The 16,154-nt window shown below is 58.7% G+C and carries 9 protein-coding genes, 2 tRNA genes and 3 rRNA genes; 13 read left to right on the forward strand and 1 reads right to left on the reverse strand.

Annotation, left to right across the window (positions count from 1 at the left end; translation table 11 throughout):
• The first annotated feature begins 48 nt into the window (after positions 1 to 48).
• From K3F44_RS22940 to K3F44_RS22975, 8 genes are all read left to right on the forward strand, one after another.
• Positions 49 to 1,585: ribosomal RNA gene (locus tag K3F44_RS22940) — 16S ribosomal RNA — on the forward strand.
• A gap of 87 nt (positions 1,586 to 1,672) precedes the next feature.
• A tRNA-Ile gene (locus K3F44_RS22945) sits at positions 1,673 to 1,749 on the forward strand.
• Between the two features lie 12 nt (positions 1,750 to 1,761).
• Positions 1,762 to 1,837, forward strand: a tRNA-Ala gene (locus K3F44_RS22950).
• 240 nt (positions 1,838 to 2,077) lie between these two features.
• A 23S ribosomal RNA gene (locus tag K3F44_RS22955) occupies positions 2,078 to 4,970 on the forward strand.
• 126 nt (positions 4,971 to 5,096) lie between these two features.
• Positions 5,097 to 5,212: ribosomal RNA gene (gene rrf / locus K3F44_RS22960) — 5S ribosomal RNA — on the forward strand.
• Together the 16S, 23S and 5S rRNA genes with 2 tRNA genes alongside form the textbook arrangement of a ribosomal RNA operon.
• A 247-nt stretch (positions 5,213 to 5,459) precedes the next feature.
• A complete protein-coding gene (locus K3F44_RS22965) occupies positions 5,460 to 6,119 on the forward strand; it encodes a paraquat-inducible protein A (RefSeq protein WP_103435947.1) in 660 nt (219 codons plus the stop codon).
• Entirely contained in the window at positions 6,106 to 6,729 is a 624-nt protein-coding gene (locus K3F44_RS22970) for a paraquat-inducible protein A (RefSeq protein WP_220633026.1), read from the forward strand. The genes K3F44_RS22965 and K3F44_RS22970 overlap by 14 nt, the downstream gene beginning before the upstream one ends.
• Entirely contained in the window at positions 6,722 to 9,022 is a 2,301-nt protein-coding gene (locus K3F44_RS22975) for a PqiB family protein (RefSeq protein ID WP_101316186.1), read from the forward strand. The genes K3F44_RS22970 and K3F44_RS22975 overlap by 8 nt, the downstream gene beginning before the upstream one ends.
• 217 nt (positions 9,023 to 9,239) lie before the next feature.
• Here the strand turns inward: K3F44_RS22975 and rpsT are convergent, their stop codons facing one another.
• Positions 9,240 to 9,518, reverse strand: a complete 279-nt coding sequence (rpsT, locus tag K3F44_RS22980) for a 30S ribosomal protein S20 (protein WP_101316189.1) — start codon at positions 9,516 to 9,518, stop codon at positions 9,240 to 9,242.
• A gap of 249 nt (positions 9,519 to 9,767) precedes the next feature.
• Here rpsT and murJ point away from each other — a divergent pair, with 249 nt between their 5' ends.
• The 5 genes from murJ (at position 9,768) to fkpB (ending at position 16,140) form a co-directional block, all read left to right on the forward strand.
• A complete protein-coding gene (gene murJ / locus K3F44_RS22985) occupies positions 9,768 to 11,306 on the forward strand; it encodes a murein biosynthesis integral membrane protein MurJ (RefSeq protein ID WP_101316193.1) in 1,539 nt (512 codons plus the stop codon).
• A 117-nt stretch (positions 11,307 to 11,423) separates the two neighbouring features.
• Entirely contained in the window at positions 11,424 to 12,374 is a 951-nt protein-coding gene (gene ribF, locus K3F44_RS22990) for a bifunctional riboflavin kinase/FAD synthetase (protein WP_220633027.1), read from the forward strand.
• Positions 12,371 to 15,202, forward strand: coding sequence for an isoleucine--tRNA ligase (gene ileS, locus K3F44_RS22995; protein ID WP_220633028.1), 2,832 nt, complete (start codon positions 12,371 to 12,373; stop codon positions 15,200 to 15,202). Before ribF ends, ileS begins: the two co-directional genes overlap by 4 nt.
• A complete protein-coding gene (gene lspA, locus K3F44_RS23000) occupies positions 15,195 to 15,710 on the forward strand; it encodes a signal peptidase II (RefSeq protein ID WP_220633029.1) in 516 nt (171 codons plus the stop codon). Before ileS ends, lspA begins: the two co-directional genes overlap by 8 nt.
• Positions 15,703 to 16,140: an FKBP-type peptidyl-prolyl cis-trans isomerase gene (gene fkpB, locus K3F44_RS23005; RefSeq protein ID WP_101316202.1), complete on the forward strand. Its 438-nt coding sequence runs from the start codon at positions 15,703 to 15,705 to the stop codon at positions 16,138 to 16,140. The genes lspA and fkpB overlap by 8 nt, the downstream gene beginning before the upstream one ends.
• Positions 16,141 to 16,154 lie beyond the last annotated feature (14 nt).

Here is a 16,154-nt window from a genome sequence, read left to right on the forward strand (position 1 = left end):
GAGATTGCTGAGCCAAGTTTAGGGTTTCTTAAAAACCCAAGCAGTATTGAACTGAAGAGTTTGATCATGGCTCAGATTGAACGCTGGCGGCAGGCCTAACACATGCAAGTCGAGCGGATGAGAAGAGCTTGCTCTTCGATTCAGCGGCGGACGGGTGAGTAATGCCTAGGAATCTGCCTGGTAGTGGGGGACAACGTTTCGAAAGGAACGCTAATACCGCATACGTCCTACGGGAGAAAGCAGGGGACCTTCGGGCCTTGCGCTATCAGATGAGCCTAGGTCGGATTAGCTAGTTGGTGGGGTAATGGCTCACCAAGGCGACGATCCGTAACTGGTCTGAGAGGATGATCAGTCACACTGGAACTGAGACACGGTCCAGACTCCTACGGGAGGCAGCAGTGGGGAATATTGGACAATGGGCGAAAGCCTGATCCAGCCATGCCGCGTGTGTGAAGAAGGTCTTCGGATTGTAAAGCACTTTAAGTTGGGAGGAAGGGCAGTAAGCGAATACCTTGCTGTTTTGACGTTACCGACAGAATAAGCACCGGCTAACTCTGTGCCAGCAGCCGCGGTAATACAGAGGGTGCAAGCGTTAATCGGAATTACTGGGCGTAAAGCGCGCGTAGGTGGTTTGTTAAGTTGGATGTGAAAGCCCCGGGCTCAACCTGGGAACTGCATCCAAAACTGGCAAGCTAGAGTACAGTAGAGGGTGGTGGAATTTCCTGTGTAGCGGTGAAATGCGTAGATATAGGAAGGAACACCAGTGGCGAAGGCGACCACCTGGACTGATACTGACACTGAGGTGCGAAAGCGTGGGGAGCAAACAGGATTAGATACCCTGGTAGTCCACGCCGTAAACGATGTCAACTAGCCGTTGGAATCCTTGAGATTTTAGTGGCGCAGCTAACGCATTAAGTTGACCGCCTGGGGAGTACGGCCGCAAGGTTAAAACTCAAATGAATTGACGGGGGCCCGCACAAGCGGTGGAGCATGTGGTTTAATTCGAAGCAACGCGAAGAACCTTACCAGGCCTTGACATGCAGAGAACTTTCCAGAGATGGATTGGTGCCTTCGGGAACTCTGACACAGGTGCTGCATGGCTGTCGTCAGCTCGTGTCGTGAGATGTTGGGTTAAGTCCCGTAACGAGCGCAACCCTTGTCCTTAGTTACCAGCACGTTATGGTGGGCACTCTAAGGAGACTGCCGGTGACAAACCGGAGGAAGGTGGGGATGACGTCAAGTCATCATGGCCCTTACGGCCTGGGCTACACACGTGCTACAATGGTCGGTACAGAGGGTCGCCAAGCCGCGAGGTGGAGCTAATCTCACAAAACCGATCGTAGTCCGGATCGCAGTCTGCAACTCGACTGCGTGAAGTCGGAATCGCTAGTAATCGCGAATCAGAATGTCGCGGTGAATACGTTCCCGGGCCTTGTACACACCGCCCGTCACACCATGGGAGTGGGTTGCACCAGAAGTAGCTAGTCTAACCCTCGGGAGGACGGTTACCACGGTGTGATTCATGACTGGGGTGAAGTCGTAACAAGGTAGCCGTAGGGGAACCTGCGGCTGGATCACCTCCTTAATCGAAGACATCAGCCTGCTGATGAGCTCCCACACGAATTGCTTGATTCACTTGTATAAAGACGATGCTGTAACGTGACCCTGTTATAGGTCTGTAGCTCAGTTGGTTAGAGCGCACCCCTGATAAGGGTGAGGTCGGCAGTTCAAATCTGCCCAGACCTACCATTGCAGATACACGGGGCCATAGCTCAGCTGGGAGAGCGCCTGCCTTGCACGCAGGAGGTCAGCGGTTCGATCCCGCTTGGCTCCACCATTTTGCTTCACGCTGTACAGCTTGTCAGAACTTAGAAATGAACATTCGTTGATGAATGTTGATTTCTGACTTTTGTCAGATCGTTCTTTAAAAATTCGGATATGTGATAGAAATAGACTGACACGCACTTTCACTGGTGTGTGATCAGGCTAAGGTAAAATTTGTGAATGCTCGAAAGGGCAGTACGAATTTTCGGCGAATGTCGTCTTCACAGTATAACCAGATTGCTTGGGGTTATATGGTCAAGTGAAGAAGCGCATACGGTGGATGCCTTGGCAGTCAGAGGCGATGAAAGACGTGGTAGCCTGCGATAAGCTTTGGGGAGTCGGCAAACAGACTGTGATCCAGAGATCTCTGAATGGGGGAACCCACTCAGCATAAGCTGAGTATCTTGTACTGAATACATAGGTGCAAGAGGCGAACCAGGGGAACTGAAACATCTAAGTACCCTGAGGAAAAGAAATCAACCGAGATTCCCTTAGTAGTGGCGAGCGAACGGGGACCAGCCCTTAAGTTGGTTTGAGATTAGTGGAACGCTCTGGAAAGTGCGGCCGTAGTGGGTGATAGCCCCGTACACGAAAATCTCTTATCAATGAAATCGAGTAGGACGGAGCACGAGAAACTTTGTCTGAACATGGGGGGACCATCCTCCAAGGCTAAATACTACTGACTGACCGATAGTGAACCAGTACCGTGAGGGAAAGGCGAAAAGAACCCCGGAGAGGGGAGTGAAATAGATCCTGAAACCGTATGCGTACAAGCAGTGGGAGCCTACTTTGTTAGGTGACTGCGTACCTTTTGTATAATGGGTCAGCGACTTATATTCAGTGGCGAGCTTAACCGAATAGGGGAGGCGTAGCGAAAGCGAGTCTTAATAGGGCGTTTAGTCGCTGGGTATAGACCCGAAACCGGGCGATCTATCCATGGGCAGGTTGAAGGTTGGGTAACACTAACTGGAGGACCGAACCGACTACCGTTGAAAAGTTAGCGGATGACCTGTGGATCGGAGTGAAAGGCTAATCAAGCTCGGAGATAGCTGGTTCTCCTCGAAAGCTATTTAGGTAGCGCCTCATGTATCACTGTAGGGGGTAGAGCACTGTTTCGGCTAGGGGGTCATCCCGACTTACCAAACCGATGCAAACTCCGAATACCTACAAGTGCCGAGCATGGGAGACACACGGCGGGTGCTAACGTCCGTCGTGAAAAGGGAAACAACCCAGACCGTCAGCTAAGGTCCCAAAGTCATGGTTAAGTGGGAAACGATGTGGGAAGGCTTAGACAGCTAGGAGGTTGGCTTAGAAGCAGCCACCCTTTAAAGAAAGCGTAATAGCTCACTAGTCGAGTCGGCCTGCGCGGAAGATGTAACGGGGCTCAAACCATGCACCGAAGCTACGGGTATCACCTTTTGGTGATGCGGTAGAGGAGCGTTCTGTAAGCCTGTGAAGGTGAGTTGAGAAGCTTGCTGGAGGTATCAGAAGTGCGAATGCTGACATGAGTAACGACAATGCGAGTGAAAAACTTGCACGCCGAAAGACCAAGGTTTCCTGCGCAACGTTAATCGACGCAGGGTTAGTCGGTCCCTAAGGCGAGGCTGAAAAGCGTAGTCGATGGAAAACAGGTTAATATTCCTGTACTTCCGATTGTTGCGATGGAGGGACGGAGAAGGCTAGGCCAGCTTGGCGTTGGTAGTCCAAGTTTAAGGTGGTAGGCTGAGATCTTAGGCAAATCCGGGATCTCAAGGCCGAGAGCTGATGACGAGTTGCCTTTAGGCGACGAAGTGGTTGATGCCATGCTTCCAAGAAAAGCTCCTAAGCTTCAGACAATCGGGAACCGTACCCCAAACCGACACAGGTGGTTAGGTAGAGAATACCAAGGCGCTTGAGAGAACTCGGGTGAAGGAACTAGGCAAAATGGCACCGTAACTTCGGGAGAAGGTGCGCCGGCGAAGGTGAAGGGTTTACCCCGTAAGCTTTTGCCGGTCGAAGATACCAGGCCGCTGCGACTGTTTATTAAAAACACAGCACTCTGCAAACACGAAAGTGGACGTATAGGGTGTGACGCCTGCCCGGTGCCGGAAGGTTAATTGATGGGGTTAGCGCAAGCGAAGCTCTTGATCGAAGCCCCGGTAAACGGCGGCCGTAACTATAACGGTCCTAAGGTAGCGAAATTCCTTGTCGGGTAAGTTCCGACCTGCACGAATGGCGTAACGATGGCGGCGCTGTCTCCACCCGAGACTCAGTGAAATTGAAATCGCTGTGAAGATGCAGTGTATCCGCGGCTAGACGGAAAGACCCCGTGAACCTTTACTATAGCTTTGCACTGGACTTTGAATTTGCTTGTGTAGGATAGGTGGGAGGCTTTGAAGTGGGGACGCCAGTTCTCATGGAGCCATCCTTGAAATACCACCCTGGCAACTTTGAGGTTCTAACTCAGGTCCGTTATCCGGATCGAGGACAGTGTATGGTGGGTAGTTTGACTGGGGCGGTCTCCTCCCAAAGAGTAACGGAGGAGTACGAAGGTGCGCTCAGACCGGTCGGAAATCGGTCGTAGAGTATAAAGGCAAAAGCGCGCTTGACTGCGAGACCCACACGTCGAGCAGGTACGAAAGTAGGTCTTAGTGATCCGGTGGTTCTGTATGGAAGGGCCATCGCTCAACGGATAAAAGGTACTCCGGGGATAACAGGCTGATACCGCCCAAGAGTTCATATCGACGGCGGTGTTTGGCACCTCGATGTCGGCTCATCACATCCTGGGGCTGAAGCCGGTCCCAAGGGTATGGCTGTTCGCCATTTAAAGTGGTACGCGAGCTGGGTTTAGAACGTCGTGAGACAGTTCGGTCCCTATCTGCCGTGGACGTTTGAGATTTGAGAGGGGCTGCTCCTAGTACGAGAGGACCGGAGTGGACGAACCTCTGGTGTTCCGGTTGTCACGCCAGTGGCATTGCCGGGTAGCTATGTTCGGAAGAGATAACCGCTGAAAGCATCTAAGCGGGAAACTTGCCTCAAGATGAGATCTCACTGGGATCTAGAATCCCCTGAAGGGCCGTCGAAGACTACGACGTTGATAGGTTGGGTGTGTAAGCGCTGTGAGGCGTTGAGCTAACCAATACTAATTGCCCGTGAGGCTTGACCATATAACACCCAAGCAATTTGCTCATGCAGATTGCGGTGGTGAAGACGAAACGCTGAAGATTCGTACACAAACATCACATATCCGAATTTGCTGGGCCGTTCATCTGGACGTTCTGGCTACAGAATTTCTTGACGACAATAGAGCATTGGAACCACCTGATCCCATCCCGAACTCAGTAGTGAAACGATGCATCGCCGATGGTAGTGTGGGGTCTCCCCATGTGAGAGTAGGTCATCGTCAAGATTCATTTCGCAAAACCCCTATCTGCGCGAGCAGGTAGGGGTTTTGTCTTTTCCGGGATCCATAAAATCCAGAGCTGCTGCGCAGCCTAAAATTGTCGCTCCAGCTACCTTCCCGGCACTTTTTACCCCATCCAGCGCTCATAACGAAGTGCCAGTATGCTTATGTCTCGCATCAGGGCGGCCACGCGTCTCCCACAATGCGAGCCAGAACACTAGAATAGAGCCCACGCTTTCACTCAGACGCCCATATGCCCAACCCTGCCGACCCCGAAGTGCTGGCCAATCTGCCGCTGGACGACCTCATCGCCTGCCATGAGTGTGACCTGCTGCTGCGCAAGCCGCCCCTGCAGCACAATGAGAAGGCGCTGTGCCCACGTTGCGGCTACGAGCTGTACGCTCACCGCCATAACGTGGTCAATCGCAGCCTGGCGCTGGTGCTGGCTGCGCTGCTGCTTTACATACCCGCCAACTTCTTGCCGATCATGCAGCTGCACCTGCTCGGGCAGACCTCCGACGATACCGTCTGGAGCGGTGTGCTTGGCTTGTACAACTCACAAATGCACCTGATCGCCGTGGTGGTGTTTCTCTGCAGCATGGCCATCCCCTTGCTCAAGCTGCTGTGTCAACTGGCAGTGCTGCTGAGCATCCGTCTCGACATCGGGCGCAGCTACGGCTTGCTGATCTACCGGGTGTATCACCACCTGCGCGAGTGGGGCATGCTCGAGGTGTACTTCATGGGCGTGCTGGTGGCCATGGTCAAGCTGCTCGACCTTGCCCAACTGAATATCGGTATTGGCCTGGTCTGCTTCATCAGCCTGCTGCTGGTGCAAGTCTGGTTGGAAGTGGTGATGTCGCCGCATCAGATCTGGGTGGCGTTGTCCGGGGAGGATCTGCATGCGGGCGATTGATGCCGGGATTCTGGTGTGCAATGAATGCCACGAGCTGAACCGTCAGGAAGGCGATGACGCCGGGCAGACCTGTATGCGCTGCGGTGCCATCGTCCACCCTCGACGGCCTAACAGCATCGTGCGCACCTGGGCACTGCTGATCACTGCGTTCATCCTGTATATCCCAGCGAACCTGTTGCCGATCATGACGGTCAGCTCGCTGGGCAAGGGCAGCCCCGACACGATCATGTCCGGGGTCATCACGCTGATGCACCACGGCATGCTGCCTATCGCAGCCGTGGTGTTCATTGCCAGTATCCTGGTGCCGACCTTCAAGTTGGTCGGCATCGGCCTGCTGCTGTACTCGGTGCAAAGACATCAGCCGCTGTCGGCCCGGCAGCGCATCTGGATGTACCGCTTTATCGAATTCATCGGGCGCTGGTCGATGCTCGACATCTTTGTCATTGCCATTTTGGTGGCGGTGGTCAATTTTGGCCGGATCGCCAGCGTCGAAGCTAATCTTGGCGCCATCGCTTTCGCCTGCGTGGTGATCCTGACGATGTTTGCTGCCTTAACTTTCGATCCCCGACTGATCTGGGATAACACGGAGTCGGATGACGACCATGAGTGACGTGCCTACGGCAAAAACCCGCCCTGCCTCGAACTGGTCGGCCATCTGGATCCTGCCCCTGATCGCGTTGATCATCGGCGGCTGGCTGGGCGTTCAGGCCTACCGTTCTGCCGGTGTGGAGATCCAGGTGCGTTTCAAGACTGGTGAAGGGATCGTCGCCAACAAGACCGAGGTGATCTACAAGGGTATGCCAGTCGGCAAGGTTACCGAACTGGAGCTGGATGACACCGGCAGCAACACCGGGGTGATCGCCACCATCGAGATGAACAAGGCGGCAGACACCCAGCTGACCACCGGCACGCGCTTCTGGCTGGTCAAGCCGAGCGTTACCCTGGCGGGCATCTCCGGCCTGGAGACACTGGTATCGGGTAACTATATTGCCGTCGACCCGGGCAAAGGCGAGCCGACCAAAAGCTTCAAGGCGCTGGCCTCGGCGCCGCCGCTGTCTGACTCCGAGCCCGGCCTGCACCTGACCCTCAAGGCCGATCGACTTGGCTCGCTCAATCGCGACAGCCCGGTGTTCTACAAGCAGATCCAGGTCGGTCGGGTGAAGAGTTATAAGCTGTCCGAGGATCAGGGCACCGTTGAGGTCAAGGTGTTCATCCAGCCCGCCTACGCCAGCCTGGTGCGCAAACATACGCGCTTCTGGAATGCCAGCGGCATCAGCATCGATGCTGACCTGTCCGGGGTCAAGGTGCGCAGTGAGTCGCTCAGCAGCATCGTTGCCGGTGGTATTGCCTTTGCTACCCCTGAGCACCGCAAGGACAGCCCGCCGACTGATCCAAGCCTGCCATTCCGCCTCTATGAAGACTTTGACGCTGCCCAGGCGGGTATCCGCATCAAGGTCAAACTGACTGATTTTGAAGGCCTGCAGGCAGGGCGTACGCCAGTATTGTACAAAGGCATTCAGATCGGCTCGCTGAAGACCCTGAAGATCGAAGACGACCTGGCCAGTGCCTCAGCCGAACTGACCCTTGATCCTCTGGCCGAGGATTATCTGGTCGAGGGCACGCAATTCTGGGTGGTCAAGCCGTCCATCTCCCTGGCGGGCATCACTGGCCTGGAGGCGCTGGTGAAGGGCAACTACATTGCCATCCGTCCAGGTGACAAGGGCGCACGGCCGCAGCGCGAGTTCGAAGCACGGGCCAAGGCGCCGCCGCTCGATCTGAAGTCGCCAGGGCTGCATATGGTGCTGTTTGCCGACAGCCTCGGCTCGCTCGAGGTCGGCAGCCCGGTGATGTATCGCCAGGTCAAGGTCGGCAACGTGCAGAGCTATCAGTTTGCCCGCAACAGCAAACGCATCCTGATCGGCGTGCACATCGAAAAGGAGTACGCCAATCTGGTCAATGGCTCAACGCGCTTCTGGAATGCCAGTGGTATCACCCTGACCGGCGGCCTGTCCGGGATCAAGGTCAAGAGCGAGTCATTGCAGACCCTGATGGCGGGCGGCATTGCCTTCGATACGCCGAAGCCGGATGTGCCGCTCAAGCGTCATATCCCGCGCTTCCGTCTGCATGAGAGCGAAGAGGCAGCCAATCGCGCCGGTACCCTGATCACCATCCGTGTCGAGCGCGCTGATGGCCTCAAGCCGGGCACGCCGATCCGCTTCCGCGGCCTGGAGGTGGGCAGTATCGAGAGTACCGACCTGACCGACGATCTGCAGGCGGTACTACTGCGTGCGCGCATCAACGAAGCTGCCGACCGCATCACCCGTGTCGGTACGCAGTTCTGGGTGGTCAAGCCAGCATTGGGGCTGGTCAAGACCGAGAACCTCGATACGCTGATCGGTGGGCAGTACATCGAGGTGCAGCCAGCCGCCAGGAGCCAAGGCTCACAGCGTGACTTCATCGCTCTGGCGGAGGCGCCAGAGGTGAAAGGTCAGGAGATCGGCTTGCCGATTACCCTGAGTGCTCCGCGACGTGGCTCGATCAAGCCGGGCGTGCCGGTCACCTACCGCGAGGTGGCGGTGGGCAAGGTCACTGGCTTTGAATTGGGGCAGAACGCTGATCGAGTGCTGATCCACATCCTCATCGAACCGCGCTATGCCGGGCTGGTGCGCGGTGGCAGCCGGTTCTGGAACAGCAGCGGCTTTGGCTTCGACTGGGGCTTGTTCAAGGGGGCAACGGTGCGTACCGAGTCGCTGGAGACGCTGATCGACGGCGGCATTGCCTTTGCCACGCCAGAGGGCGAGCAGATGGGTAACCCGGCACGACCGAAGCAGACCTTTGCCTTGTTCGACAAGCCTGATGACGTGTGGCTGCAGTGGGCGCCGAAGATCCAGCTGGGCAAGTAAGCAATATGGCTGCGCTGCAGATCTTGTAGCAGCGGCCTTGTGTCGCGAAAGGGGTGCGCAGCGCCCCCAGCAGTTCTGCGGCGTTGCCTAAATCGCGGGGCCGCTGGGCGCCCCTTTCGCGACACAAGGCCGCTCCTACAGGGGTCGCATCCAGGCGGGGATAAATCGCAGGCAATAAAAAACCGACCCTAGGGTCGGTTTTTAACAAGCGCGTCGCTTAGGCAGCTGCAGTTTCTTTCAGCGCCTTGATGTGGCCATTCAGACGGCCTTTATGGCGAGCAGCCTTGTTCTTGTGGATGATACCTTTGTCGGCCATACGGTCGAGGACAGGCACAGCCAGGGTGTAAGCGGCTTGCGCTTTTTCGGCGTCTTTTGCGTCAATGGCTTTAACTACATTCTTGATGTAGGTACGAACCATGGAACGCAGGCTGGCGTTGTGGCTGCGACGCTTCTCAGCCTGTTTTGCGCGTTTCTTGGCGGAAGGTGAGTTGGCCACCGTCGAGCTCCTTGAAAGACTTTAGGGAAATAGCAAACAAAATAGGCCGCGAATCATGCCGATGCGTACGACAGATGTCAAGGCCACCTGCAAGGTTCCGCCGAGTGGTGGGTCCGCGAGAGGGAAATATTCCTTTCTGCGCCGCGACCTGTAAACTCGGGAATTTTGGCTCCCCTGCGAAGGCGCGGGAGTATCGCACATCTTGGCGGCTTTAGTAGCGTCCTCCGTCCCCAGCGTGAAAATTTTTCGATGAACCTGCTCAAATCCCTGGCTGCAGTCAGCTCCATCACCATGATTTCACGGGTGCTGGGCTTTGTCCGCGACACCATCCTGGCGCGCGTATTCGGTGCCGGCGCGGCAACCGATGCGTTCTTCATCGCCTTCAAACTGCCCAACCTGCTGCGGCGTATCTTCGCTGAGGGCGCATTCTCGCAGGCCTTCGTGCCGATCCTGGCCGAGTACAAGACCCAACAGGGCGAAGAGGCGACGCGCACCTTTATTGCCTACGTCAGTGGCTTGTTGACTCTGGTACTGGCCGTTGTTACTGCGCTGGGCATCTTCGCCGCGCCGTGGATCGTGTGGGTCACGGCGCCGGGCTTTGCCGCCGACGCCGAGCGCTTCGCCCTGACCACCGACCTGCTGCGGGTGACCTTCCCTTATATATTGCTGATCTCGCTGTCATCGCTGGCAGGGGCGATCCTCAATACCTGGAATCGCTTTGCGGTACCGGCGTTCACCCCGACCCTGCTCAACGTGGCGATGATCGCCTTCGCCCTGCTGCTGACGCCGTACTTCGAGCAGCCGATCATGGCCCTGGCCTGGGGTGTGTTGGCGGGCGGCCTGGCGCAGTTGCTGTATCAGCTGCCGGCATTGAAGAAGATCGGCATGCTCGTGCTGCCGCGCCTGAACCTGCGCGACAGCGGTGTATGGCGGGTGCTCAAGCAGATGCTGCCGGCGATTCTCGGCGTGTCGGTCAGCCAGATATCGCTGATCATCAACACCATCTTCGCTTCCTTTCTGGTGGCCGGATCGGTGTCGTGGATGTACTACGCCGACCGCCTGATGGAGCTGCCTTCAGGCGTGCTCGGGGTAGCGCTCGGCACTATCCTGTTGCCGACCCTGGCCAAGACCTACGCCAATCGCGACCGCCACGAGTACTCGCGGATTCTCGACTGGGGCCTGCGCCTGTGCTTCCTGCTGGTACTGCCGTGTACCCTGGCCCTGGCAATTCTGGCCGAGCCGTTGACCGTGTCGCTGTTCCAGTACGGCAAGTTCAGCGCATTCGACGCGGCCATGACCCAGCGCGCCTTGATCGCCTACTCGGTCGGCCTGCTGGCGATCATCCTGATCAAGGTGCTTGCGCCGGGCTTCTATGCCCAGCAGAACATCCGCACGCCGGTAAAGATCGCGATCTTCACCCTGATCTCGACCCAGCTGCTCAACCTGGTGCTGGTCGGCCCGCTGGCCCATGCCGGACTGGCCCTGGCCATCAGCATAGGCGCCTGCCTCAACGCTGGCTTGCTGTACTGGCGCCTGCGCCGCCAGGACCTGTTCCAGCCGCAACCAGGCTGGGCGCGATTCCTGCTCAAGCTGATCCTCGCGGTCAGCCTGATGTCGGCCGTGTTGCTGCTGGGCATGCATTACATGCCAGCCTGGGAAGAGGGCGGCATGCTCGAGCGCTTCCTGCGCCTGGGTGCCCTGATCGGTGCCGGCGTCGTGACCTATTTCGGTTGCCTGTTCGCCTGCGGCTTGCGTCCTCGGCAGTTTGCCCGCAATGCCTTGCATTAAGCTGCCAGGCGGCCAGGCGTCGGTTTTACACATTAGTCGCCACCCCAGGGCGCTGCTGCCTGTCACCAGCGCCCGGGTGTGGTTATAATCGACCACTTTATGAGCAAGAAGCGCGTTATGCAGCTGGTTCGAGGTCTTCACAACCTGCGCCCCGAGCACCGGGGGTGTGTCGCCACCATTGGCAACTTCGACGGGGTTCACCGTGGCCACCAGGCAATCCTGGCGCGCCTGCGCGACCGCGCCCGGGAGTTAGGCCTGCCCACCTGCGTGGTGATCTTCGAGCCACAGCCGCGCGAGTACTTTGCCCCCGAGACTGCGCCGGCACGCCTGGCGCGGCTGCGCGACAAGGTGCAACTGCTGGCCGCCGAAGGCATCGACCTGGTCCTGTGCCTGGCCTTCAACCAGCGCCTGAGCCAGCTCAGCGCCGATGAATTCGTCAAGACGATCGTGGTCGATGGCCTCGGCGTGCGCCACCTGGAGGTCGGTGACGACTTCCGCTTTGGCTGCGACCGTGCCGGCGACTTTGATTTTCTGGTCGAGGCCGGCAAAAGGTACGGCTTTACCGTCGAGGCCGCCAACACGGTCGTGCAGGACGGCTTGAGGGTCAGCAGCACCAAGGTGCGTACCGCCCTGGCCAATGCTGACTTTGCCCTGGCCGCACACCTGCTGGGCCGCCCGTACACCATTACCGGGCGCGTCCTGCACGGCCAGAAGCTGGCTCGTCAGCTCGGCACGCCGACCGCCAACATCCAGCTCAAGCGCCGCCGCATCCCACTCAGCGGGGTCTACCTGACCAGCGCCGAGATCGACGGCAAGCGCTGGCCGGGTGTTGCCAATATCGGGGTACGACCCACCGTTGCTGGTGATGGTCGTCCTCACCTGGAGATTCATCTTCTTGATTTTGCCGGCGACCTGTATGGCCGGCGTCTGACGGTGGAGTTCCACCAAAAGCTGCGCGAAGAGCAGCGATTCGCCTCCCTGGAGGCGCTGAAGTCGGCGATCGACGCGGACATCGCCGCCGCACGTGCCCACTGGCACGCTCAACCGCTAACCAAGAGCCTGAAATGACCGACTACAAAGCCACGCTTAATCTTCCGGACACCGCCTTCCCGATGAAGGCCGGCCTGCCCCAGCGCGAACCGCAGATCCTGCAGCGCTGGGACAGCATTGGCCTGTACCAGAAGCTTCGCGAAATTGGCAAGGATCGTCCCAAGTTCGTCTTGCACGATGGCCCGCCCTACGCCAACGGCAAGATCCACATCGGTCATGCGCTGAACAAGATTCTCAAGGACATGATTGTCCGCTCCAAGACCCTCTCCGGTTTCGACGCGCCGTACGTCCCGGGTTGGGACTGCCACGGCCTGCCGATCGAGCACAAGGTCGAGGTCACCCATGGCAAGCACCTGAGCCCGGACCAGACCCGTGAGCTGTGCCGTGCCTATGCCGCCGAGCAGATCGAAGGGCAGAAGACCGAGTTCATCCGCCTGGGTGTGCTGGGTGACTGGGACAACCCCTACAAGACCATGAACTTCGCCAACGAAGCGGGCGAAATCCGCGCGCTGGCCGAAATCGTCAAGCAAGGCTTCGTGTTCAAGGGCCTCAAGCCTGTGAACTGGTGCTTCGACTGCGGCTCGGCCCTGGCTGAAGCCGAAGTCGAATACGCCGACAAGAAGTCCTCGACCATCGACGTCGCCTTCCCTATCGCCGATGCCGACAAGCTGGCCAGCGCCTTTGGCCTGGCCGCGCTGGCCAAGCCTGCCGCCATCGTCATCTGGACCACCACGCCGTGGACCATTCCCGCCAACCAGGCGCTGAACGTCCACCCGGAGTTCACCTACGCCCTGGTCGACACCGGCGAGCGTCTGCTGGTACTGGCCGAAGAGCTGGTCGAAGCCTGCCTCAAGCGCTGGGACCTGCAAGGCTCGGTCATCGCCACCGCGCCAGGTTCGGCGCTGGAACTGATCAACTTCCGTCACCCGTTCTACGAGCGTATGTCGCCTGTCTACCTGGCTGAATACGTCGAGCTGGGCGCCGGTACCGGTGTTGTCCACTCGGCACCTGCCTACGGCGAAGACGACTTCGTGACCTGCAAGCGCTATGGCATGGTCAACGACGAAATCCTCACCCCGGTGCAGAGCAACGGCGTCTACGTGCCATCGCTCGAGCTGTTTGGCGGCCAGTTCATCTGGAAGGCCAACCCAGCCATCGTCGACAAGCTGCAGGAAGTCGGTGCGCTGCTGCACACCGAAACCATCAGCCACAGCTACATGCACTGCTGGCGCCACAAGAGCCCGCTGATCTACCGCGCCACCGCGCAGTGGTTCATCGGTATGGACCGCGAACCGGCCAGCGGCGGCACCCTGCGTGAGCGTGCGCTCAAAGCCATCGAAGAAACCAAGTTCGTGCCGGCCTGGGGCCAGGCGCGCCTGCACTCGATGATCGCCAACCGCCCTGACTGGTGCATCTCGCGTCAGCGCAACTGGGGTGTGCCGATTCCGTTCTTCCTCGACAAGCAGAGCGGCGAGCTGCACCCGCGCACCGTCGAGCTGATGGAAGAGGTCGCCAAGCGCGTTGAACAAGAGGGCATCGAAGCCTGGTTCAAGCTCGACGCCGCCGAACTGCTCGGTGACGAAGCCGGCCAGTACGACAAGATCACCGACACCCTCGATGTCTGGTTCGACTCCGGTACTACCCACTGGCACGTACTGCGTGGCTCGCATGACATCGGTCACGCCACCGGCCCGCGCGCCGACCTGTACCTGGAAGGCTCCGACCAGCACCGCGGCTGGTTCCACTCGTCGCTGCTGACCGGCTGCGCGATCGACAACCATGCGCCGTACCGCGAGCTGCTCACCCACGGCTTCACCGTCGATGAGAACGGCCGCAAGATGTCCAAGTCGCTGGGTAACACCATCGAGCCGCAGAAGGTCAACGACACCCTCGGCGCCGACATCATGCGCCTGTGGGTTTCGGCCACCGACTATTCCGGTGAAATGGCCGTCTCCGACCAGATCCTCCAGCGTAGCGCCGACGCCTACCGGCGCATCCGCAATACCGCGCGCTTCCTGCTGTCGAACCTGTCCGGCTTCGATCCGGCCCGCGACCTGCTGCCGGCCGAAGACATGCTTGCGCTGGACCGCTGGGCCGTCGACCGCGCGCTGCTGCTGCAACGCGAGCTGGAAGAGCACTACAGCGAGTACCGGTTCTGGAACGTCTACTCCAAGGTGCACAACTTCTGTGTGCAGGAGCTGGGTGGGTTCTACCTCGACATCATCAAGGACCGCCAGTACACCACCGGCGCCAACAGTGTTGCCCGGCGTTCGTGCCAGACCGCGCTGTACCACATCAGCGAAGCGCTGGTGCGCTGGATCGCGCCGATCCTGGCGTTCACCGCCGACGAGCTGTGGCAGTACCTGCCAGGCGAGCGCAACGAGTCGGTGATGCTCAACACCTGGTACCAAGGCCTGACCGAACTGCCAGAAGGCTTCGAGCTGGACCGCGCCTACTGGGAGCGGGTCATGGCGGTCAAGGCAGCGGTCAACAAGGAACTGGAAAACCAGCGTGCGGCCAAGGCCATCGGTGGCAACCTGCAAGCCGAAGTGACCCTGTTTGCCGAAGAAAGCCTGAGCGCCGACCTAGCCAAGCTTGGCGACGAACTGCGCTTCGTGCTGATCACCTCGGCCGCGAGCGTGGTGCCGTTCGTGCAGGCGCCGGCCGATGCCGTGGCCACCGAAGTCGAAGGCCTCAAGCTGAAAGTGGTCAAGTCCGGTCACGCCAAGTGTGGCCGTTGCTGGCACTTCCGCGCCGATGTCGGTGCCAATCCCGAGCATCCGGAAATCTGCGCACGCTGCGTCGACAACCTGAGCGGTGCGGGCGAGGTGCGTCACTATGCCTAATCCTGCAGTGGGGCGCTTCGGGCGCCTCGCCTGGCTGTGGTTGAGCCTGCTGATCGTGGTGGTCGACCAGGTGACCAAGCTGTACTTCAACAGCAACCTGAGCATGTACCAGCAGATCGTAGTCATCCCTGACTACTTCAGCTGGACCCTGGCCTACAACACCGGCGCTGCGTTCAGCTTCCTGGCCGACGGCGCTGGCTGGCAGCGCTGGCTGTTTGCCCTGATCGCGATCGTGGTCAGCGCGGTGCTGGTAGTCTGGCTCAAGCGCCTTGGTCGCAGCGAAACCTGGCTGGCAGTTGCCCTGGCGCTGGTACTCGGCGGCGCGCTGGGCAACCTGTACGACCGTGTCTTGCTCGGTCATGTGGTCGATTTCATCCTGGTCCACTGGAAGAATACGCATTACTTCCCGGCATTCAACGTTGCCGACAGTGCCATTACCGTTGGCGCGATCATGCTGGCGCTGGATATGTTCAAGAGCAAGAAGTCCGAGGAGCCCGCGCATGACTGAGACCCGTATCGGCCAGAACAGCGAAGTCACTCTGCACTTCGCCCTGCACCTGGAAAACGGCGACACCGTCGACAGCACCTTCGACAAGGCTCCGGCCGTGTTCAAGGTTGGCGATGGCAACCTGCTGCCGGGTTTTGAAGCCGCGTTGTTCGGCTTCAAGGCCGGCGACAAGCGCACCGTCAGCGTGCCCCCGGAAAACGCCTTCGGCCAGCCGAACCCGCAGAACGTGCAGATCATGCCGCGTTCGCAGTTCGCTGACATGGAGCTGTCCGAAGGGTTGCTGGTGATCTTCAATGATGCAGCCAACGCCGAGCTGCCTGGAGTGGTCAAAGCCTTTGACGAGCACCAGGTGACGATCGACTTCAACCACCCATTGGCTGGCAAGACCCTGAGCTTCGAGGTGGAGATCCTCGCGGTGAAGGTCTTGTAAGCCTGGAGCCGAGC

The sequence above is a fragment of the Pseudomonas sp. S07E 245 genome, from assembly GCF_019599025.1.
Taxonomy (GTDB): Bacteria; Pseudomonadota; Gammaproteobacteria; order Pseudomonadales; family Pseudomonadaceae; genus Aquipseudomonas; species Aquipseudomonas shirazensis.